The 20,035-nt window shown below is 69.7% G+C and carries 15 protein-coding genes; 8 read left to right on the top strand and 7 right to left on the bottom strand.

Annotation, left to right across the window (positions count from 1 at the left end; translation table 11 throughout):
- Positions 1-104 precede the first annotated feature (104 nt).
- On the bottom strand, positions 105-3,251 hold the full coding sequence (ileS, locus tag FHX80_RS04565) for an isoleucine--tRNA ligase (RefSeq protein ID WP_145763004.1): 3,147 nt from the start codon (positions 3,249-3,251) through the stop codon (positions 105-107).
- 546 nt (positions 3,252-3,797) lie between these two features.
- On the opposite strand from ileS, the gene FHX80_RS04560 reads away from it, so the two are divergent.
- The 5 genes from FHX80_RS04560 to FHX80_RS04535 all read left to right on the top strand — a co-directional run bounded on the left by FHX80_RS04560 (position 3,798) and on the right by FHX80_RS04535 (position 8,850).
- The gene (locus FHX80_RS04560; protein WP_208764578.1) at positions 3,798-4,643 is read left to right on the top strand and encodes a TraR/DksA family transcriptional regulator; all 846 of its coding nucleotides are present in this window, start codon (positions 3,798-3,800) and stop codon (positions 4,641-4,643) included.
- Positions 4,644-4,700: 57 nt separating this feature from the next.
- Positions 4,701-5,360 (top strand): signal peptidase II, encoded by a 660-nt coding sequence (gene lspA, locus FHX80_RS04555; RefSeq protein WP_145763002.1) that lies wholly within the window; start codon positions 4,701-4,703, stop codon positions 5,358-5,360.
- Positions 5,361-5,551: 191 nt separating this feature from the next.
- The gene (locus FHX80_RS04545) at positions 5,552-6,493 is read left to right on the top strand and encodes an RluA family pseudouridine synthase (protein ID WP_145763000.1); all 942 of its coding nucleotides are present in this window, start codon (positions 5,552-5,554) and stop codon (positions 6,491-6,493) included.
- Positions 6,490-6,972, top strand: coding sequence for a GNAT family N-acetyltransferase (locus tag FHX80_RS04540; RefSeq protein WP_145762998.1), 483 nt, complete (start codon positions 6,490-6,492; stop codon positions 6,970-6,972). Before FHX80_RS04545 ends, FHX80_RS04540 begins: the two co-directional genes overlap by 4 nt.
- Positions 6,973-7,263: 291 nt before the next feature.
- The gene (locus tag FHX80_RS04535; RefSeq protein WP_145762996.1) at positions 7,264-8,850 is read left to right on the top strand and encodes a Na+/H+ antiporter; all 1,587 of its coding nucleotides are present in this window, start codon (positions 7,264-7,266) and stop codon (positions 8,848-8,850) included.
- 24 nt (positions 8,851-8,874) lie between these two features.
- Here FHX80_RS04535 and FHX80_RS04530 read toward each other — a convergent pair whose 3' ends face one another.
- The gene (locus FHX80_RS04530; RefSeq protein WP_145767071.1) at positions 8,875-9,996 is read right to left on the bottom strand and encodes a mechanosensitive ion channel family protein; all 1,122 of its coding nucleotides are present in this window, start codon (positions 9,994-9,996) and stop codon (positions 8,875-8,877) included.
- A 37-nt stretch (positions 9,997-10,033) separates the two neighbouring features.
- On the opposite strand from FHX80_RS04530, the gene FHX80_RS04525 reads away from it, so the two are divergent.
- On the top strand, positions 10,034-10,612 hold the full coding sequence (locus FHX80_RS04525; protein ID WP_145762994.1) for a dienelactone hydrolase family protein: 579 nt from the start codon (positions 10,034-10,036) through the stop codon (positions 10,610-10,612).
- A gap of 57 nt (positions 10,613-10,669) precedes the next feature.
- Here the strand turns inward: FHX80_RS04525 and FHX80_RS04520 are convergent, their stop codons facing one another.
- From FHX80_RS04520 to FHX80_RS04505, 4 genes are all read right to left on the bottom strand, one after another.
- Positions 10,670-11,491: a DsbA family protein gene (locus FHX80_RS04520; protein ID WP_145762992.1), complete on the bottom strand. Its 822-nt coding sequence runs from the start codon at positions 11,489-11,491 to the stop codon at positions 10,670-10,672.
- A gap of 47 nt (positions 11,492-11,538) precedes the next feature.
- Positions 11,539-12,261 (bottom strand): hypothetical protein, encoded by a 723-nt coding sequence (locus tag FHX80_RS04515; protein ID WP_145762990.1) that lies wholly within the window; start codon positions 12,259-12,261, stop codon positions 11,539-11,541.
- A 156-nt stretch (positions 12,262-12,417) separates the two neighbouring features.
- The gene (locus tag FHX80_RS04510) at positions 12,418-12,852 is read right to left on the bottom strand and encodes a hypothetical protein (RefSeq protein WP_145762988.1); all 435 of its coding nucleotides are present in this window, start codon (positions 12,850-12,852) and stop codon (positions 12,418-12,420) included.
- 190 nt (positions 12,853-13,042) lie between these two features.
- Positions 13,043-14,368 (bottom strand): DUF2252 domain-containing protein, encoded by a 1,326-nt coding sequence (locus FHX80_RS04505; RefSeq protein WP_145762987.1) that lies wholly within the window; start codon positions 14,366-14,368, stop codon positions 13,043-13,045.
- 181 nt (positions 14,369-14,549) lie between these two features.
- Between FHX80_RS04505 and dnaE the strand changes: the two genes are divergently transcribed.
- Positions 14,550-18,086 (top strand): DNA polymerase III subunit alpha, encoded by a 3,537-nt coding sequence (gene dnaE / locus FHX80_RS04500; protein WP_145762984.1) that lies wholly within the window; start codon positions 14,550-14,552, stop codon positions 18,084-18,086.
- Between the two features lie 126 nt (positions 18,087-18,212).
- Here the strand turns inward: dnaE and FHX80_RS04495 are convergent, their stop codons facing one another.
- Positions 18,213-18,392, bottom strand: coding sequence for a hypothetical protein (locus FHX80_RS04495; protein WP_145762982.1), 180 nt, complete (start codon positions 18,390-18,392; stop codon positions 18,213-18,215).
- A gap of 278 nt (positions 18,393-18,670) precedes the next feature.
- On the opposite strand from FHX80_RS04495, the gene FHX80_RS04490 reads away from it, so the two are divergent.
- Positions 18,671-19,990, top strand: a complete 1,320-nt coding sequence (locus tag FHX80_RS04490) for an NYN domain-containing protein (protein ID WP_145762980.1) — start codon at positions 18,671-18,673, stop codon at positions 19,988-19,990.
- The last annotated feature ends 45 nt before the right edge of the window (positions 19,991-20,035 follow it).

Below are 20,035 nucleotides of genomic sequence, written 5' to 3'. Positions count from 1 at the left end.
CCGTGGGCGGGGTCCCACACGGACCGGCCCCGCCTGGCCCGGTCGGGCGGCGGAATGACGAAGGGCCCGGCCGGAGCGGTCCGGCCGGGCCCAGTCGCTGGGGGTCAGCTCGTCCTGCGGAGGCGGAACGTCAGGGACAGGCCCTCGTCCTCGAACGGCTCGCCGTACGCCGTGTCCGCCTCGCCCTGTGCGTAGTCCAGGGCCAGAACCTCGTCCGCGATCAGGGACGCGTGCTCGGTCAGGGCCTCGGCCGTCGCGGGCGACGTGGAGATCCAGCGGACGGCGATGCGGTCGGCCACGTCCAGGCCGCTGTTCTTGCGGGCCTCCTGGATGAGACGGATCGCGTCACGGGCCAGGCCCGCGCGCCGCAGCTCCGGGGTGATCTCCAGGTCCAGGGCGACCGTCGCGCCCGAGTCGGAGGCGACCGACCAGCCCTCGCGCGGGGTCTCCGTGATGATGACCTCGTCGGGGGCCAGGCTCACCTGCTCCCCGTCGACCTCGACCGACGCGGTGCCCTCGCGCAGGGCCAGCGACAGCGCGGCGGCGTCGGCGTTCGCGACGGCCTTGGCGACCGCCTGGACGCCCTTGCCGAACCGCTTGCCCAGCGCCCGGAAGTTCGCCTTCGCCGTCGTGTCGACCAGCGAACCGCCGACCTCGGACAGCGAGGCCACCGAGGAGACGTTCAGCTCCTCGGTGATCTGGGCCTGCAGCTCGGGGGAGAGGCTCTCGAAGCCCGAGGCGGCGACCAGCGCCCGGGACAGCGGCTGACGGGTCTTGACGCCCGACTCGGCGCGCGTGGCCCGGCCCAGCTCGACCAGCCGGCGGACCAGCGCCATCTGCGTGGAGAGGGCGGGATCGATCGCCGTCAGGTCCGCCTTCGGCCAGGTGGACAGGTGGACCGATTCCGGTGCGTCCGGAGCGACCGGCACGATCAGGTCCTGCCAGACCCGCTCGGTGATGAACGGCGTCAGCGGGGCCAGCAGCCGGGTGACCGTTTCGATCACCTCGTGCAGGGTGCTCAGCGCCGCCTTGTCGCCCTGCCAGAAGCGGCGGCGGGAGCGGCGTACGTACCAGTTGGACAGGTCGTCGACGAACGCGGACAGCACCTTGCCGGCGCGCTGGGTGTCGTACCCCTCCAGCGCCTGGGTGACCTGGTCCACCAGTGCGTTCAGCTCGCTGAGCAGCCAGCGGTCCAGGACGGTGCGGTCCGCCGGGGCCGGGTCGGCCCCGGACGGTGCCCAGTTCGACGTACGGGCGTACAGCGCCTGGAAGGCGACCGTGTTCCAGTAGGTGAGGAGCGTCTTGCGGACGACCTCCTGGATCGTGCCGTGACCGACGCGCCGTGCCGCCCACGGGGAGCCGCCGGCCGCCATGAACCAGCGGACCGCGTCGGCGCCGTGCTGGTCCATCAGCGGGATCGGTTCGAGGGTGTTGCCCAGGTGCTTGGACATCTTGCGGCCGTCCTCGGCGAGGATGTGGCCCAGGCAGACGACGTTCTCGTAACTCGACTTGTCGAAGACCAGGGTGCCGATCGCCATCAGCGTGTAGAACCACCCGCGCGTCTGGTCGATGGCCTCCGAGATGAACTGTGCCGGGTAGCGGCTCTCGAAGATCTCCTTGTTCTTGTGCGGGTAGCCCCACTGCGCGAACGGCATCGAGCCCGAGTCGTACCAGGCGTCGATGACCTCGGGGACGCGGTACGCCTCCAGTTGGCAGCTCTCGTGCGAGCAGGTGAACGTGATCTCGTCGATGAACGGCCGGTGCGGGTCGAGGCCGGACAGGTCGGTGCCGGTCAGCTCGCTCAGCTCGGCGCGCGAGCCGACACAGGTGAGGTGGTCGTCCTCGCAGCGCCAGATCGGCAGCGGGGTGCCCCAGTAGCGGTTACGTGACAGCGCCCAGTCGATGTTGTTGTTCAGCCAGTCGCCGTACCGGCCGTTCTTGACCGATTCGGGGAACCAGTTGGTCTTCTGGTTCTCCTCCAGGAGACGGTCCTTGACGGCTGTGGTGCGGATGTACCAGGACGGCTGGGCGTAGTAGAGCAGCGCGGTGTGGCAGCGCCAGCAGTGCGGGTAGCTGTGCTCGTACGGGACGTGCCGGAAGAGCAGGCCGCGGTCGTTGAGGTCCTCGGTGAGTGCCTCGTCGGCCTTCTTGAAGAAGACGCCGCCGACCAGCGGTACGTCCTCCTCGAAGGTGCCGTCGGGGCGGACCGGGTTCACCACCGGCAGGCCGTACGCCTTGCAGACCAGGAGGTCGTCGGCGCCGAAGGCAGGGGACTGGTGGACCAGACCCGTACCGTCCTCGGTCGTCACGTACTCGGCGTTGACGACGTAGTGGGCGGGCGCGGGGAAGTCCACCAGGGCGAACGGGCGCTCGTACGTCCAGCGCTCCATCTCGCGGCCGGTGAACGACCGGCCCGTGAGCTCCCAGCCCTCGCCCAGCGCCTTCTCGACGAGCGGCCGGGCCACGACGAGCTTCTCCTCGCCGTTCGTCGCGACGACGTACTCGACGTCGGGGTGCGCGGCGACGGCGGTGTTGGAGACCAGGGTCCAGGGGGTCGTCGTCCAGACCAGGAGCGCGGCCTCGCCGGCCAGCGGGCCGGAGGTGAGCGGGAAGCGCACGAAGACCGACGGGTCGACGACCGTCTCGTACCCCTGGGCCAACTCGTGGTCCGAGAGGCCGGTGCCGCAGCGAGGGCACCAGGGGGCGACCCGGTGGTCCTGGACCAGCAGGTCCTTGTTGAAGATCTCCTTCAGCGACCACCACACCGATTCGACGTACTCGGGGTCCATCGTGCGGTACGCGTCGTCGAGGTCGACCCAGTAGCCCATCCGGGTCGTGAGGTCGGTGAAGGCGTCGGTGTGCCGGGTCACGGACTCCCGGCACCTGGCGTTGAACTCGGCGATGCCGTACGCCTCGATGTCCTTCTTGCCGTTGAAGCCCAGCTCCTTCTCGACCGCGAGCTCGACCGGCAGACCGTGACAGTCCCAGCCGGCCTTGCGGCCGACGTGGTAGCCCTGCATGGTGCGGAAGCGCGGGAAGACGTCCTTGAAGACGCGGGCCTCGATGTGGTGGGCGCCGGGCATGCCGTTGGCGGTCGGCGGACCCTCGTAGAAGACCCATTCGGGGCGGCCCTCGGACTGCTCCAGGCTCTTGGCGAAGACCTTGCTCTCGCGCCAGAAGTCGAGCACTGCGTGCTCCAGTGCGGGCAGGTCGACCTGGGCGGGTACCTGGCGGTACTGCGGCGATGTCATGTGCGGCTTCCTCCGGCGGACGTATTCCACTTCCGTCGGAGGGACGAGAGCCGGTTGGACTCCCGCGGTACCACCCTCCTTGGCCCCGGGTGTGTGCCCGTGGCCCCCTCATTAGGGTGCGATGCCGGTTCTACTTGCCTCGCGGCGTTCCTCCGACGGCTCCGGGTGATCTTCACGACGCGCTCGCCCCCGGGCTCCCACCGTCCCCGGGTCGCTCCTGGCTGCGTACGACGCTACTCGTCCCATCCACGCCTCTCGCTGCCGTCAGTGTACGGGGCCCGGGGCGCGGGGGCCGACCGGTTTGACGGCGGGCCCCGGCGTGACCCGAATGGCCAGACACGGCGTACGGACTCCCGGCGCGGCCGGGCGGTGGACCGGGGGCGGATTACCGGGCGGGGAGCTGGGCACAACGGATTCAGACGCGCGGTGATCCGGACACGGGGAGGGGCTGTTCGGCGGCGTGCCCCGTTGCCGCGGGGCTGGGGTCGACTTATCGTCCCAGCACGACTCGCGAGCAAGATCACAATGCGTGAAGGGGCCGCGGCCATGGTGGCGAAGAAGACCGCCGCAGAGAAGACGGCGTCAGCGAGATCCACGGGCGCGGCGGCCGAGGAGACGACAGGAGAGGCAGACCGGGGTGATGTCTCGGACACGGGTACGAGCCCCGTGCCTCAGGACGCGCACGGGCCGGCCGTCACGGAGGCCACCGCGGCCGGAAAGCCCACGGAGAAGGCTGCCAGGAAGGTTGCCAAGCAGGCCGTGACCGAGAAGGCGGCGGCCGGGAAGACCCCGGCGAAGGCGAAGAAGAGCGCGGCCGGGAAGTCCACGGCCAAGAAGGCTTCGAAGAAGGCCGCCTCGGCGGCCACGGGGGCGGCCGAGGCCGCCGAGCAGACGGGAGCCCACACGGTGGTAGCCAAGAAGAGCGCGGCGAGGACCCGGACGGCCGGCCGGAGTGCGGCACCCGTGCCCCCGGCCCGCGCAGCCGCGACCACGCCGGGGGAGCTGGCCGTACGGCCGGGAGAGGACCCCTGGACGCCCGAGGAGGTCTCGGCCGCCCGGTCCGATCTGACCGGCGAGATCACGCGGCTGCGCCGTGAGCTGGAGGCCTCGGGCGCGGCGCTGGCCGGGCTGATGCGGGACTCCGGCGACGGGGCGGGTGACGACGAGGCGGACACCGGCACCAAGAACATCACCCGCGAACACGAGATGTCGCTCGCCGCCAACGCCCAGGAGATGCTGGAGCAGACCGAGCGGGCGCTGGCCCGCCTCGACGCCGGGACGTACGGACTCTGCGAGATCTGCGGCAATCCGATCGGCAAGGCACGGATGCAGGCCTTCCCCCGGGCCACCCTCTGCGTCGAGGACAAACAGAAGCAGGAGCGACGCGGCTGATCCCCACCTGTGTGTCGTACCCTCGTCCTCAGTCGGGAACTAGGTTGAGGGACTCACGTGGCAGAGGCGGAGAGCATCATCGGTACGCCGGACATCCCCGAGGCTGAGGGAAGCGAAGGCGCCGAGCCGGAGCGGAACGACGGGGCCCTGACCCCGGACGGGCAGGCGGCGGACACCACCGCGGCCGAGGACGGGGACGGCGAGGCGGTGGTCGACCGTTCGGCGGCCACGCGCCGGCGGCGGATCATCCTGCTCTTCTGCGTCGCCGTCCTCGCGTACCTGCTCGACCTGGGCAGCAAGATGCTCGTGGTGGCGAAGCTGGAGCACCAGGAACCGATCGAGATCTTCGGTAGCTGGCTCAGGCTCGACGCGATCCGCAACGCGGGCGCCGCGTTCGGTATCGGCGAGGCCTTCACGATCATCTTCACGATCATCGCGGCGACCGTCATCGTGGTGATCGCACGGCTCGCGCGCAAGCTCTACAGCCTGCCGTGGGCCATCGCGCTCGGGCTGCTGCTCGGCGGTGCGCTGGGCAACCTCACCGACCGCATCTTCCGCGCGCCGGGCGTCTTCGAGGGCGCGGTGGTGGACTTCATCGCCCCCGCCCACTTCGCCGTCTTCAACCTGGCCGACTCCGCGATCGTCTGCGGCGGCATCCTGATCGTGATCCTCTCCTTCAAGGGCCTGGATCCCGACGGCACCGTGCACAAGGACTAGCGACTGCGGGACCTGTGCCGATGGCCGGGGTCACCGCTCCCGGTACGGCATCTCGCGGCGTCGCCGAAGCGTCCGCACCGCTCCGCGACGAGGACGCTCCGGCGCCCGGTGACGCACCGCACCGGCCGCTGCGGCCCGTCCGACCCTGATCCGCGGCGCAGGTCCTGGGCCACGCAAGGCATACTCGACAGGTGAGCACGCATCCCGAGATCCGAACCCTGCCCGTACCCGATGGCCTGGAAGGCGAGCGTGTCGACGCCGCCATTTCCCGCATGTTCGGCTTCTCCCGCACCAAGGCCGCAGAGCTGGCCGCCGCCGGGAAGGTACAGGTGGACGGTTCGGTGGTCGGGAAGTCCGAACGGGTACAGGGCGGCGCCTGGCTGGAAGTGGAGATGCCGCAGGCTCCGGCACCGGTGCAGATCGTCGCCGAGCCCGTCGAGGGCATGGAGATCGTCCATGACGACGACGACATCGTCGTGATCATGAAGCCGGTCGGCGTCGCCGCGCACCCGAGCCCCGGCTGGACCGGCACCACCGTCATCGGCGGCCTCGCCGCCGCCGGGTACCGGATCTCCACCTCGGGCGCCGCCGAGCGCCAGGGCATCGTGCACCGGCTCGACGTCGGCACCTCGGGGCTGATGGTCGTCGCCAAGTCCGAGCGGGCCTACACGCTGCTGAAGGCCCAGTTCCGCGACCGGATCGTCGAGAAGAAGTACCACGCGCTGGTCCAGGGCCACCCGGACCCGATGAGCGGCACCATCGACGCCCCCATCGGCCGCCACCCCACCCACGACTACAAGTGGGCGGTCGTCGCCGAGGGCAAGCCCTCCGTCACGCACTACGACCTGATCGAGGCGTACCGCGCCGCCAGCCTCCTGGACATCAAGCTGGAGACCGGCCGTACGCATCAGATCCGGGTGCACATGTCGGCCCACCGCCACCCCTGTGTCGGCGACCTGACCTATGGCGCCGACCCGACGATGGCCAAGCGGCTGGGCCTGACCCGGCAGTGGCTGCACGCCGTCCGGCTCGGCTTCGAGCACCCCTCCGACGGCCGCTGGGTGGAGTTCTCCAGCACCTACCCGGACGACCTCCAGCAGGCACTGGACCGGATCGCGGCGGAGAGCGAATGACCGGCACACCTCCCTCGTACACCACCCGCACCGCCGCCGGGGAGCAGGACCGCGCCGCCTGCTTCCAGGTCCGCAAGGACGTCTTCGTCGGTGAGCAGAACGTGCCCGAGGAGATCGAGTACGACGCCTACGACGCGGACGCGGTGCATGTCATCGCCGTCGCGGTGGACGGCACGGCGCTCGGCACCGGGCGGCTGCTGCACGGTCCCGGCGCGCTCGCGAAGACCGGCGGCGACCTCACGGTCGGCTCGCTGGGCCGGCTCGCGGTGACCAGGCAGGCCCGAGGCCTCGGCGTCGGCGCGGCGCTGGTGCGGGCCATCGAGGACGCGGGCCGTGACCTCGGCCTCGCCGCCGTCGACCTGCACGCCCAGACGCACGCGCTCGGCTTCTACGAGCGGCTCGGGTATGTCGCCTACGGCCCCGAGTTCCCGGACGCGGGCATCCCGCACCGGGCGATGCGCCGCGCGCTGGACGTATAGAGCCTGTCCGGCGGGTCCGGCCGGATCGCTACCCGGGTCCGGCCGGTCTCAGCGTCCGGTCGGTCTTCGGGGCGGATCGGTCTCCGGGACCGGCCGTGGTCGAAGCGGCGAGCTCGTGGGGCCGGACGAGGCAGAAGCTCTGCAGCAGGGTCCCCTGAATGCCGCATGCCGCCTGTCCCGAGAGCGTGGTGGAAGAGAGCCGGGCGCGGGGGTCGTGCGTCAGCGTGGCAGGCTTTGACTCCGGATCGGCCGATCATCGAGGCCGGCTCGCCGCGCTCCGGAAGGCACCCCGTGGACCAGATGGCCTTGTTGCTCCTGCTGTTGCTCGGAGCAGTGGTCACCGTTCCGCTGGGGGAGCGGCTGGGGCTTCCCGCGCCGGTGCTGATGACCCTTGCGGGGGCCGGGATGGCCTTCCTCAGCTTCGTGCCGAACGTGGACATCCCGCCCGACATCATCCTTCCCGCGCTGCTTCCTCCGCTGCTCTACGCCTCCGTGCAGCGCACCTCCTGGCGGCAGTTCACCGCCAATCGACGACCGATCTTCCTGCTGGCCGTGGCGCTGGTCTTCCTGACGACGGCGGCCGTGGCCGCGGTGGCCCACGCGATAGTTCCCGGGCTGCCCATCGCCGCCGCCGTCGCACTCGGCGCGCTCGTCGCACCACCCGACCCGATCGCGGCGACCGCCGTCGCGGGCTCGGTCGGGCTGCCCCGCAGGCTCGTCTCCATCCTGGAGGGCGAGGGGCTGTTCAACGACGTGACCGCGATCGTGCTCTACCACGTGGCGATCGCGGCCGCGGTGAGCGGTACCTTCTCGCTGCCGGAGGCGTTCGGACTGCTGATCCTCTCCGCCGTCGTCGCCGTGGCGGTGGGCGTCGCGCTCGGCTGGCTCACCATCAAACTCATGGGCCTGCTCGGCGATGCCACGCTCCAGGTCGGGCTCACCCTGCTGGTGCCGTTCGTCAGCTATGTGCTCGCCGAGGAGCTGATGGGCTCGGGCGTCCTCGCCGTCCTCACCACGGCGATCTTCCTCGCCGAGCACACCGCCGACGCCGACGACGTCCTGGGCCGGCTCACCGGCCGTACCTTCTGGGAGATCGTCGACACCCTCGTCACCGGTGTCGCCTTCGGGCTGATCGGCCTCGAACTGCACAACGTCTTCGGGACGGCCGACGGACGCGGACTGAAGATGACCGGCTGGGCACTGGCCGTCGTCGTGGTCGTCGTCGGCGTCCGGCTGCTCTATCTGCTGCCCGCGACCTGGCTGGCCAAGCGGCTGCACACCCGCCGTGACGTCAGCGAGGAGATCCCCACCGGCTGGCGGGAGACCATCGTCATGTGGTGGGCCGGGATGCGCGGGGTGGCGTCGGTCGCGCTGGCACTCGCGATCCCGCTGAGAACGGACGACGGAAAGCCGTTCCCGGGCCGCGACGAGATCGTCTTCATCGCCTTCGTCGTGATCATGGTCACGCTGGTCTTCCAGGGCCTGACCCTGCCGTGGCTGGTGCGCAGGCTGCGGGTCCGGGCGGACACCGACGCCGAGGACGCGCTGGAGCGGGACCTCGCGATCCGGGCCGCGAAGGCGGCCCGGCAGCGGCTCAAGGAGATCCAGGAGGTCGAGGAGTTCCCCGAGGACGTCGCGGAGCGCCTCCTGCGGCTGGCCTACGACGTGGGGGCGCGGATCAGCCCCGACATGGTCGACGACGAGCGGCGCGAGTCGTACGCGAAGCGCGCCGAGCGGTTCAAGGCGGTCAGCCGCATCCAGCGCGAGATGCTGTCGGCCGCCCGCCACGCGGTGCTCTCCGCGCGCAGCGAGACCGGCACGGACCCCGAGGTCGTCGACCGGGTGCTGCGGCAGCTGGACGTACGCAGTCTGCGCTGACCCGTTCCCGGGACGGGCAGCCGGTCAGCCGCGGCCGGTGCGCGGCGCCCTGTCCCGGTCCGCAGGCTTCCCGCGCGGGTGGTGGATGAGCTGCCACTCGTCCTCGGGCGGCAGCTCGGCGGGCGCCGTCGTGATGCGCGGCAGAGCGTACGGGTGGTGGTCGCGCAGCCAGCCGATCAACTGCTCCCGGACCGCGCAGCGCACCGTCCAGATGTCGTCCGCGTCCTTCGCCGTCACCACCGCACGCACCACGACGGTGGAGGGCGTGGTGTCCGTGACGGCCAGCGACCAGTTCCGCCCGTCCCACGCCGCGCATTCGCCCAGGACGTCCCGCAGCTGGTCGCGCATCGCGGCGACCGGCGCCGAGTGGTCCAGGTGGAAGAAGACCGAACCGGTCATCTGGGCCCCGCCGCGCGACCAGTTCTCGAAGGGCTGGCTCGTGAAGTACGAGACCGGCATCGTGATCCGCCGCTCGTCCCAGGTCCGTACCGTGAGGAAGGTCAGTGTGATCTCCTCGATCGTGCCCCACTCGCTGTTCACCACCACCGTGTCACCGATCCGCACCATGTCGCCGAAGGCGATCTGCAGGCCCGCGAAGAGGTTGCCGAGCGTGGACTGGGCGGCGACGCCCGCGACGATGCCGAGGACGCCGGCGGAGGCCAGCATCGAGGTGCCCACCGCCCGCATGGCCGGGAAGGTCAGCAGCATCGCGGCGACGGCGACCGTCGTCACGATCGCGGTGACCACCCGTTGGATCAGCGTCACCTGCGTCCGCACCCGCCGCACCCGTGCCGGGTCCCGGGTGTTCGCCGCGTAGCGCGCGTACACCGAGTCGACCACCGCGATGGCGATCCGCAGCACCAGCCAGGCCGAGGCGCCGATCAGCACCAGCGTCAGGGTCTGTCCGATGCCCGTGCGGTGGTCCCTGATCAGGTCGAGCCGGGTATGCGCGTAGCTGGCCCGCAGCAGTGCCGTGCACAGCGTGAGCTGGAACGGTATCCCGCAGCGCCGCAGCAGACCCCACAACGGGGTTTCGTGATGCCGCCCGGCGGCCCGTCTGAGCAGCAGGTCCAACAGCCAGCCGGCCAGCAGTGTGATCACTGCCGAACCGCCGAGGATGATCAGCGGACGCAGGAGGTTCTCCATCCTGTCGCTCTCCAGGCTCTCGACGGTAACTGGCACCATGGGCCTCATGAACATCATGCTTTTCCACTCGACGTACGGTCTGCGCCCCGCGGTGCACGCGGCCGCCGACCGGCTTCGTGCAGCCGGTCACGAGGTGCGGGTGCCCGATCTCTTCGCGGGGCACACCTTCGAATCCGTGGAGGAAGCACAGGCCTTCAGGGAGGAGACGGGCAAGGAGGAGCTGCTGAAGCGGGCCGTGCTGGCCGCTGCGCCCTACTCCGACTCCGGGCTGGTCTACGCGGGCTTCTCGCTCGGCGCGTCCGTCGCCCAGACGCTGGCGCTCGGCGACGCGAAGGCCCGCGGGCTGCTGCTCTTCCACGGCACGTCGGACATCGCCGAGAACGCCTCGGTGGACGAGCTGCCCGTACAGCTGCACGTCGCCGACCCGGACCCGTTCGAGACGCAGGACTGGCTGAACTCCTGGTACCTGCAGATGCAGCGGACCGGTGCCGATGTCGAGATCTACCGCTACCCCGGCGCGGGCCATCTGTTCACCGACGCGGAACTGCCCGACTTCGACCAGGCCGCGGCGGAGCTGGCCTGGAAGGTCGCGATCGGCTTCCTCGCCACGCTGTGAGCGTGCGAGGGGCCCCGCGCACGTGCGCGGGGCCCCTCGTCGGACGTGTGGGGCGGATCAGCCCTTCAGCGCCGCCGTGATCGCGTTGTTGAAGTCCGCCACCGACATCGGGGCGTTCTTCCCGTCCGAGCCGGTCAGCGCCTTGCCGTCCATCTTCAGGGTCGGAGTGCCCTTGACACCGCTCTTGTCGAAGGCGGCGGACATCTTCATCGCCCAGGCGTCGTACGTGCCGTCCTTGACGTTCTTCTGGAAGGCGGCGTTGCCCTTCAGCGCGTCCACCGTGTCGGCGATCTTGAACAGGTAGGAGTCGTCCTTGAACTTGTCGTCGGTCTCCTCCGGGTGGTACTTCGCGGAGTAGAGCGCGTACTTGTAGTCGAGGAAGGCCTCGGGGCTCACGTCGAGTGCCGCTCCCAGCGCGCTCAGCGCGTTCTTCGAGCCCTCGCCGTTGGCCGACTTCGCGCCGTCGAGGAACGTGGCACCGATGTACTTGACCTTGTACTTGCCGGCGTCGATGTCCTTGTGGACCGTCTCGCCGACCGTCTGCTCGAACGTGGCGCAGATCGGGCAGCGGGAGTCCTCGTACAGCTCCAGGGTCTTCTTGGCCGTCGACTTGCCGATGACGACGGTCGTGCCGTCCTTGCCCGAGGTGTTCTTCGGGGCGGTGACGTTCTTGGCGTCACCGGCCTCGTCCCAGCGGTCGGGCTCGTTCAGCTTCATCACGCCGTAGCCGATGCCTGCGGCGATGGCGAGGACGGCGACGACCGAGACGCCGACGACGACCTGCCGGCGGGCCCGGTCCTTCTTGGCCTGGCGCTCGCGCTCCACGCGCAGCCGCTCGCGGGCAGCGGACTTGTTGGCCTGACTGTTGCGCTTGCTCATGCTGGGATTCTCCGTGGGTGATGGTGCGGTGTGAGGGACATACGTGCTCAGGCGATGGCGTGAGCCGAGCGCGGCGGTCCCCTCCGTCCCACGGAGTGCACGAGGAGCCGGGCGTGAACGAGCAGGTGCGGGCCGTGGCCCGCAGCGCGGATCTTGTGGCCCACGGAGCGGCGGGCCGCTCCGGTCACGGCCACCGCGATCAGCAGCGGCCGGAACGCCAGGACGGCGGCCGCACCCAGCAGGGCGACCAGGGCGGACTCGCCGCGCCGGAGCCAGGCCGCGGCGAGCAGCCCGACCGACACGTGGGCGGCGAGCAGCAGCCAGGGCGCCGCAGGGCCGGGAGAGGCCAGCAGCGCGGCTGCCGACTTCCCGGCGCCGGTCACCGAGGTGAGCGGATCGCCGAGGTGACCGGCCGGTGCCGCACCCGTGCCGATGCCACCGCCGCCGCACAACACGTCGACTCCGACCAACCGCAGCGGCCCCGCGATCGGGCCGCCGGCCGCGCCGTAACAGACGTGTTGGCCGGTGGTGAAGACGGTGTCGGCGGCCAGCTCCAGCGGAACCAGCAACCCGGCGATGGCCCGGAAACCGCGCTCCCGCCCGGTCAGGGCGTACGCCACGGCGAAGATCACAACGGCCAGCAGCGCGACGACGGTCAGCGGCAGCGGAATCCGGGAGAGCAGTACATGGGACGCGACGGACAGCGTCACGACGAGCGCCGTGAAGAGCGCCGCGCGAACGACCCTGAGCTGCGTACCGGATATGTCCATCGTCCAGGAGTGTCGCATGCGAGCCTGTGAACGGCCCATAAAGGGTACGGGTCCACAAGAGGGCCCCGCCGCCCGTCCCGTAAGGGCGACGGTCGGCGGGGCCGTCAGACGTCCCGGATCACCTCGCGGCCCTGCCGCGTCCGGGACGGCTCTCCGCTATCCGCAGGGCGGGGTGGCGGCGGGGGTCTCGAAGGTGCCCTGGCCCTGGACCTTGATCAGCCCCACGTACTTCTTGCCGCAGGGGTAGCTCATGTTCCAGGTCGCAGCGGCCCGCTCACCGGTGCTGATGGTCTTCAGCGCGCTGTAGGACGTGCTGGAGGAACGGAACCCGAGGTTCGCCTTGATGGTCGAGCCACCGCTCTTGGTGTAGAAGACCTCGATGCGGGAGGGGCCCGTGTTGAGAGAGATGCAGAGCTGCCCGTTGCTCAGGCTGGTGCACTTGACCCGGTCGCTGGAGGCGACCACGGCGGTCGGTGCGGCGTGCACGGCCTGTGCGGACGTGTCGGGCCCGGCCGCCTGGGCGGGAGCGGCGAGCAGCGACCCACCTGCCGCTGTACAGGCGGCAAGGGTCAGCGTGATGCGGCGGTTCATGGATATCCCCCTAGATAGTTAGCCATGATCAACTCACGGTGACACTACCCAGGGACGCCGCGGGTGCAAAGCGACTTTTTGCGGAGCTGTGGATTCCGCTCACGGCTTGCGCATGGCGGGAAATCGCCCCAACCAAAGGGCCCGCAAACACCTCCGCCCCCTTGCGCTCGTCGCGGTCTCCGATGCCCTGCTACAGCCCCGGGATCCGGCCGTTGCGGAAGAGGTCCACGAAGATCTGGTGGTCCGCGCGCGCCCTGGCGCCGTAGCTGTGGGCAAAGTCCACCAGCAGGTCCCCGAAGCCCTCCTCGTCCGCCGCGATCGCCGCGTCGATCGCCCGCTCGGTGGAGAACGGCACCAGCGAGTGGCCGCTCTCGTCGTCCGCCGCGGAGTGCATCGTCGCCGTCGCCCGGCCGAGGTCGGCGACGACCGCCGCGATCTCGTCGGGCTCGTCGATGTCGGACCAGTCCAGATCGACCGCGTACGGCGACACCTCGGCGACCAGCTGCCCGGCCCCGTCCAGCTCGGTCCAGCCAAGCCACGGGTCGGCGTGCGCCTGGAGGGCGCGCTGCGAGATCACCGTGCGGTGCCCCTCGTGCTGGAAGTACTCCCGTACGGCGGCGTCCGTGATGTGCCGGGAGACCGCGGGGGTCTGCGCCTGCTTGAGGTAGATCACCACATCGTTCTCCAGGGCGTCGCTGTTGCCCTCCAGAAGGATGTTGTACGAGGGCAGCCCGGCCGATCCGATACCGATCCCGCGCCGGCCGACGACGTCCTTGACCCGGTAGGAGTCGGGCCGGGTCAGACTCGACTCCGGCAGCGTCTCCAGATATCCGTCGAACGCCGCGAGGACCTTGTAGCGCGTCGCCGCGTCCAGGTCGATCGCACCGCCGCCGTCGGCGAAGCGGCGCTCGAAGTCACGGATCTCCGTCATCGAGTCCAGCAACGAGACCCGGGTCAGCGACCGGGCGGCGCGCAGCGCCCCGAGCAGCGGGCCCTCGGCGGTGTCCAGGGTGAACGGCGGCAGCTCGTCGTTCTTCGCGCCCGTCGCCAGCGCGTGGATCCGCTCGCGGTAGGCCGCCGCGTAGACCTGGACGAGCTCGGTGATCTGGTCGTCGCCCAGCGCCTTCGCGTAACCGATCAGCGCGACCGAGGCGGCGAACCGCTTGAGGTCCCACGTGAAGGGGCCCACGTACGCCTCGTCGAAGTCGTTGACGTTGAAGATCAGCCGGCCGTTGGCATCCATGTACGTGCCGAAATTCTCCGCGTGCAGATCGCCGTGGATCCACACCCGGCCGGTGCGCTCGTCGAGATACGGGCCGCCGTGCCGCTCCCGCTCCAGGTCGCCGTAGAACAGGCACGCAGTGCCCCGGTAGAAGGCGAAGGCCGAGCCCGCCATCTTGCGGAACTTGACCCGGAAGGCAGCCGGATCGGCGGCCAGCAGCTCACCGAACGCCGTGTCGAAGATCTCAAGGATCTGCTCCCCGCGCTGCGCTGCGCCGGTCTGCGTTTCCGACATCTCTGGGTGCCTCCTGGTACCTGGCGTGCGTGACGACGTACGCGGCAAATGGGACGGGCGCCCCGGCTCTTCCAACGCGCGACCGTATCCCGGAGTGCCCGCCGGTTGTCACCTCGGAGACGTAGACTTCCACGCTGTCCCCCCAAGCCGTCATCCCCAGTTTTCCCGGAGGCACAGCGCCGTGACCAAGCCGCCTTTCACGCACCTTCACGTCCACACCCAGTACTCCCTGCTGGACGGTGCCGCGCGGCTCAAGGACATGTTCGAGGCGTGCAACGAGATGGGCATGTCCCATATCGCGATGACCGACCACGGCAACCTGCACGGGGCGTACGACTTCTTCCATTCGGCGGTCAAGGCGAATGTGACACCGATCATCGGGATCGAGGCGTACGTCGCTCCGGAGTCGCGCAAGCACAAGCGGAAGATCCAGTGGGGTCAGCCGCACCAGAAGCGCGACGATGTCTCCGGCTCGGGTGGTTACACCCACAAGACGATCTGGGCGTCGAACGCGAAGGGGCTGCACAACCTCTTCAAGCTGTCCTCGGACGCCTACGCCGAGGGCTGGCTCCAGAAGTGGCCGCGGATGGACCGGGAGACGATCTCCAAGTGGTCCGAGGGCCTGATCGCCTCCACCGGGTGCCCCTCGGGCGAGGTGCAGACGCGGCTGCGCCTCGGGCAGTTCGACGAGGCGGTGCGGGCGGCCTCCGACTACAAGGACATCTTCGGCGAGGGCAAGTACTTCCTGGAGCTGATGGACCACGGCATCGAGATCGAGCGCCGGGTCCGTGACGGGCTCCTCGAAATCGGCCGGAAGCTGGACATCCCGCCGCTCGTCACCAACGACTCGCACTACACCTACGCCCATGAGGCGACCGCCCATGACGCGCTGCTGTGCATCCAGACCGGCAAGAACCTCTCCGACCCGGACCGCTTCCGCTTCGACGGCACCGGCTACTACCTGAAGACCGCGGACGAGATGTACGCCGTCGACTCCTCGGACGCCTGGCAGCAGGGCTGTGCCAACACCCTGCTGGTCGCGCAGCAGATCGACACCACCGGGATGTTCGAGAAGCGCGACCTGATGCCGAAGTTCGACATCCCGGACGGCTTCACGGAGATCACCTGGTTCCAGGAAGAGGTCCGGGCCGGGATGAACCGCCGCTTCCCGAACGGTGTGCCCGACGACCGGCAGAAGCAGGTCGAGTACGAGATGGACATCATCATCCAGATGGGGTTCCCGGGGTACTTCCTGGTCGTCGCGGACTTCATCATGTGGGCGAAGAACAACGGCATCGCGGTCGGCCCCGGCCGTGGCTCCGCCGCCGGGTCGATCGTGTCGTACGCGATGGGCATCACCGACCTCGACCCGATCGAGCACGGACTGATCTTCGAGCGCTTCCTCAACCCCGAGCGCGTCTCCATGCCCGACGTCGACATCGACTTCGACGAGCGCAGGCGCGTCGAGGTGATCAGGTACGTGACGGAGAAGTACGGCGCCGACAAGGTCGCCATGATCGGCACGTACGGCAAGATCAAGGCCAAGAACGCGATCAAGGACTCCGCCCGCGTCCTCGGCTACCCGTACGCGATGGGCGACCGGCTCACCAAGGCCATGCCCGCCGACGTCCTCGGCAAGGGCATCGACCTCAACGGCATCACCGACCCCAAGCACCCGCGCTACAGCGAGGCGGGCGAGATCCGGGGGATGTACGAGAACGAGCCGGACGTCCAGAAGGTCATCGACACCGCGAAGGGCGTCGAGGGCCTGGTCCGGCAGATGGGCGTGCACGCCGCGGGCGTCATCATGTCCAGCGAGCCGATCGTCGACCACGCCCCGGTGTGGGTGCGGCACTCCGACGGCGTCACCATCACCCAGTGGGACTACCCGCAGTGCGAGTCACTCGGCCTGCTCAAGATGGACTTCCTGGGGCTGCGCAACCTGACGATCATGGACGACGCCATCAAGATGGTGAAGTCCAACAAGAACATCGACCTGGAGATGCTGGCGCTCCCGCTGGACGACCCCAAGACGTACGAACTGCTCTGCCGCGGTGACACGCTCGGGGTGTTCCAGTTCGACGGCGGGCCGATGCGTTCGCTGCTGCGTCAGATGCAGCCCGACAACTTCGAGGACATTTCCGCCGTCTCGGCCCTGTACCGGCCGGGCCCGATGGGCATGAACTCGCACACGAACTACGCCGAGCGCAAGAACGCCCGCCAGGAGATCACTCCGATCCACCCGGAGCTGGAGGAGCCGCTCAAGGAGGTCCTCGGCCTCACCTACGGCCTGATCGTCTACCAGGAGCAGGTCCAGAAGGCCGCCCAGATCGTCGCCGGGTACTCGCTCGGCGAGGCCGACATCCTGCGCCGTGTCATGGGCAAGAAGAAGGCCGACGAGCTGGCGAAGAACTTCGTCCTGTTCGAGGCGGGTGCCAAGAAGAACGGCTTCTCCGACGCCGCGATCAAGGCGCTCTGGGACGTACTGGTCCCGTTCGCGGGATACGCCTTCAACAAGGCGCACTCCTCCGCGTACGGCCTGGTCACCTACTGGACCGGATATCTGAAGGCCAACTATCCCGCCGAGTACATGGCGGCGCTGCTGACCTCGGTCAAGGACGACAAGGACAAGTCGGCGGTCTACCTCAACGAGTGCCGCCGCATGGGCATCAAGGTGCTCCCGCCGAACGTCAACGAGTCCGAGTCGAACTTCGCCGCACAGGGTGACGACGTCATCCTCTTCGGGCTGACGGCCATCCGCAACGTCGGTCAGAACGTCGTCGACTCGATCATCCGGTGCCGCAAGACGAAGGGGAAGTACAGCAGCTTCCCCGACTTCCTGGAGAAGGTCGAGGCGGTCGTCTGCAACAAGCGGACCGTGGAGTCCCTGATCAAGGCCGGCGCGTTCGACGAGATGGGCCACACCCGCAAGGGGCTCGTCGCCCACCACGAACCCATGATCGACAACGTGGTGCAGGTCAAGCGCAAGGAGGCCGAGGGACAGTTCGACCTCTTCGGCGGCGGTGAGGAGGACAGCGGCGAGCCGAGCTTCGGGCTCGACGTGGAGTTCTCCGACATCGAATGGGAGAAGGCCTATCTGCTTGCCCAGGAGCGCGAAATGCTCGGGCTGTACGTCTCCGACCACCCGCTCTTCGGCATCGAGCACGTGCTGAGCGACAAGTCCGACGCCGCGATCTCCCAGCTCACCGGCGGCGAGCACAGCGACGGCGCGATCGTCACCATCGGAGGCATCATCTCCGGCCTCCAGCGCAAGATGACCAAGCAGGGCAACGCCTGGGCCATCGCCACCGTCGAGGATCTGGCCGGCTCCATCGAGTGCATGTTCTTCCCCGCCACCTACCAGCTGGTCTCCACCCAGCTCGTCGAGGACACCGTCGTCTTCGTCAAGGGGCGCCTCGACAAGCGGGAGGACGTGCCGCGGCTCGTCGCGATGGAGATGCAGGTCCCCGACATCTCGTCGGCCGGCACCAACGCCCCCGTGGTTCTGACCATCCCCACCGTCAAGATCACCCCGCCCATGGTCAGCCGGCTCGGCGAGGTGCTCAACAGCCACCGCGGCGACACCGAGGTGAGGATCAGGCTCCAGGGCCCCCGCAAGACCACGGTGCTCCGGCTCGACCGGCACCGGGTGAAGCCCGACCCGGCGCTCTTCGGCGATCTGAAGGTGCTGCTCGGCCCGTCCTGCCTGGCCGGCTGAGAGGCTCTCCGGCCAGGGCACCGACAGCCGCCGAGGCCCGACATCCGCACGCACGAGAGGGGCGCCCCGCGGAAGCGGGTGCGCCCCTCTCGGCTACCGGCCTGTGGCCGTACCGGAGAAGTCCGGTCAGTTGTGGCCGAAGCGCCGCTGATGCTTACGCGCAACATCGCCAGGGCTGCCCTGGGACTGGGCCTGAGGCTGGTTCTGCGACTCGAAAGCCGTCGAACGCGCCTCCTGCGCACCGCGCTCCGACTCGGTGGCGCGCTCCTGCTGGCTGCCCTGCTTGCGGTTCTTGTTCTTGGCCATGGTGTTCCTCCTATGGGGACTCTCGGGGCCAGGACCGCTGTCAGATTCACATAATTGGATAAAGTGCGCATGTTGGATCATTACCGTGCGTAGCTAGGGGGTATGATGCGCCGTTTTCCGGATCCGCCACGCCGATGATCGAGTTCCGGCCGTCAACCCCCGCGCGGTCGGGCAGACTCGAAGGAAACCCTGAGTAAGCGGGTCCGGTCATCGGACGGTGCGACGCCGCGCTCCGATGACCGGACCCGCTGAACCCGATCCCGAATTCCTGGAAGAGGGTGGAACGCGTGGACCGATGCGTCGTCCTGGTGGACGCCGGCTACTTGCTGGGCGCAGCCGCGAGCCTGCTTGCAGGAGAGCCCGCCCGCTCCCGCATCACCGTCGACCACGCGGCTCTGATCCAGGGGCTCCGGGAGCGGGCGGAGGCCGACACGGAACAGCCGCTGCTGCGGATCTACTGGTTCGACGGCGCCCCCGACCGGGTACCGCAGCCCGAGCACCGCAGACTGCGCGTCATGTCGCGGGTGACGGTGCGCCTGGGGGCCCTCACCCGCAGTGACGGGCGTTGGGCGCAGAAGGGTGTCGACGCGGCGATGCACGCCGAGCTCACCGAGCTCGCGCGGAACCGGGCCTGCTCCGATGTGGTCCTGGTGACCGGCGACGGTGATCTGCTGCCCGGACTGATGTCCGCCAAGGAGCACGGCGTCGCCGTCCACCTCTGGGCGGTCCAGGCCGCCGACGGCGACTACAACCAGTCCGAGGACCTCGTCGCCGAGGCCGACGAACGGCGCGTGCTGGACCGGGCCTGGATCACCCGTGCGGTACGGGCGAAGGAGACCGGCGGCCCGTGTGCGCCGCCGCCCGCCGCGCGGAATTCCGAGATCGCCGCGATCCTCTCCGCACCGCTGCCCGAGGCGGCCCTCGCGGCCTCCGCCGAGCGGGGCTCCCGGGCCCAGGCCGAAGCCGCCCGCGACGACGCGTCCACGGCGCCCGACGAGAGCGCCGCCCCCACCCCGAACAACCACGCGGGCCGGGGCGTCCCCACCCCGAAGGACCTCGCGGGCACCCTGCGCGGCCCCGGCACCCCGCCGGTCCAGCCCGCCACCCAGCCGCCGCCCGCCGGCGCCACCCTGCGCTGGTCCTCGGACCGGGGCTGGGTGGAGCGCGGCGGCCCCGTCGGCGAGCCCCCGGATACCGCGTCCCTCCCGACGCTGGCCCATCTCACCAGCGCCGAGCAGCGCTGGGCGGACCGGGAGGAGGACATCACCACGGTCGGCGGCGACCCGTTCGAGGTGGGGCAGGTCTTCGCCCGGCGATGGATGGAACGGCTGCCGGAGACCGTCCACCTGCAGAAGCTGTCCACCATGTACCCCCGCGTCCCGCACCGCATCGACGGCGAGCTGTTGCGGTACGCGGCCCGGTTCGGGCTGCTCGCGCACAAGGACGACCAGATCGACGAGCACGACCGGTACGCGATCCGGGCGGGATTCTGGCGCGAGATCGATGTACGGGCAGCCGCGGAGCACGCCCCGCCGCTGCCCGAGAAGCACGCTCAGCCGGTGGGTCAGGAGGAGAGAACGGCGCCGGCCGGGGACTGAGGCCGCATCGTGGCCGGGGGCGCCCGACCCGGCCGCTGTTTGGCG

This window comes from Streptomyces brevispora (assembly GCF_007829885.1).
In the GTDB taxonomy this organism is placed as follows: Bacteria; Actinomycetota; Actinomycetes; order Streptomycetales; family Streptomycetaceae; genus Streptomyces; species Streptomyces brevispora.
Note: the sequence above shows the minus strand (reverse complement) of the source record. Positions and strands in the feature narration are given on the sequence as shown.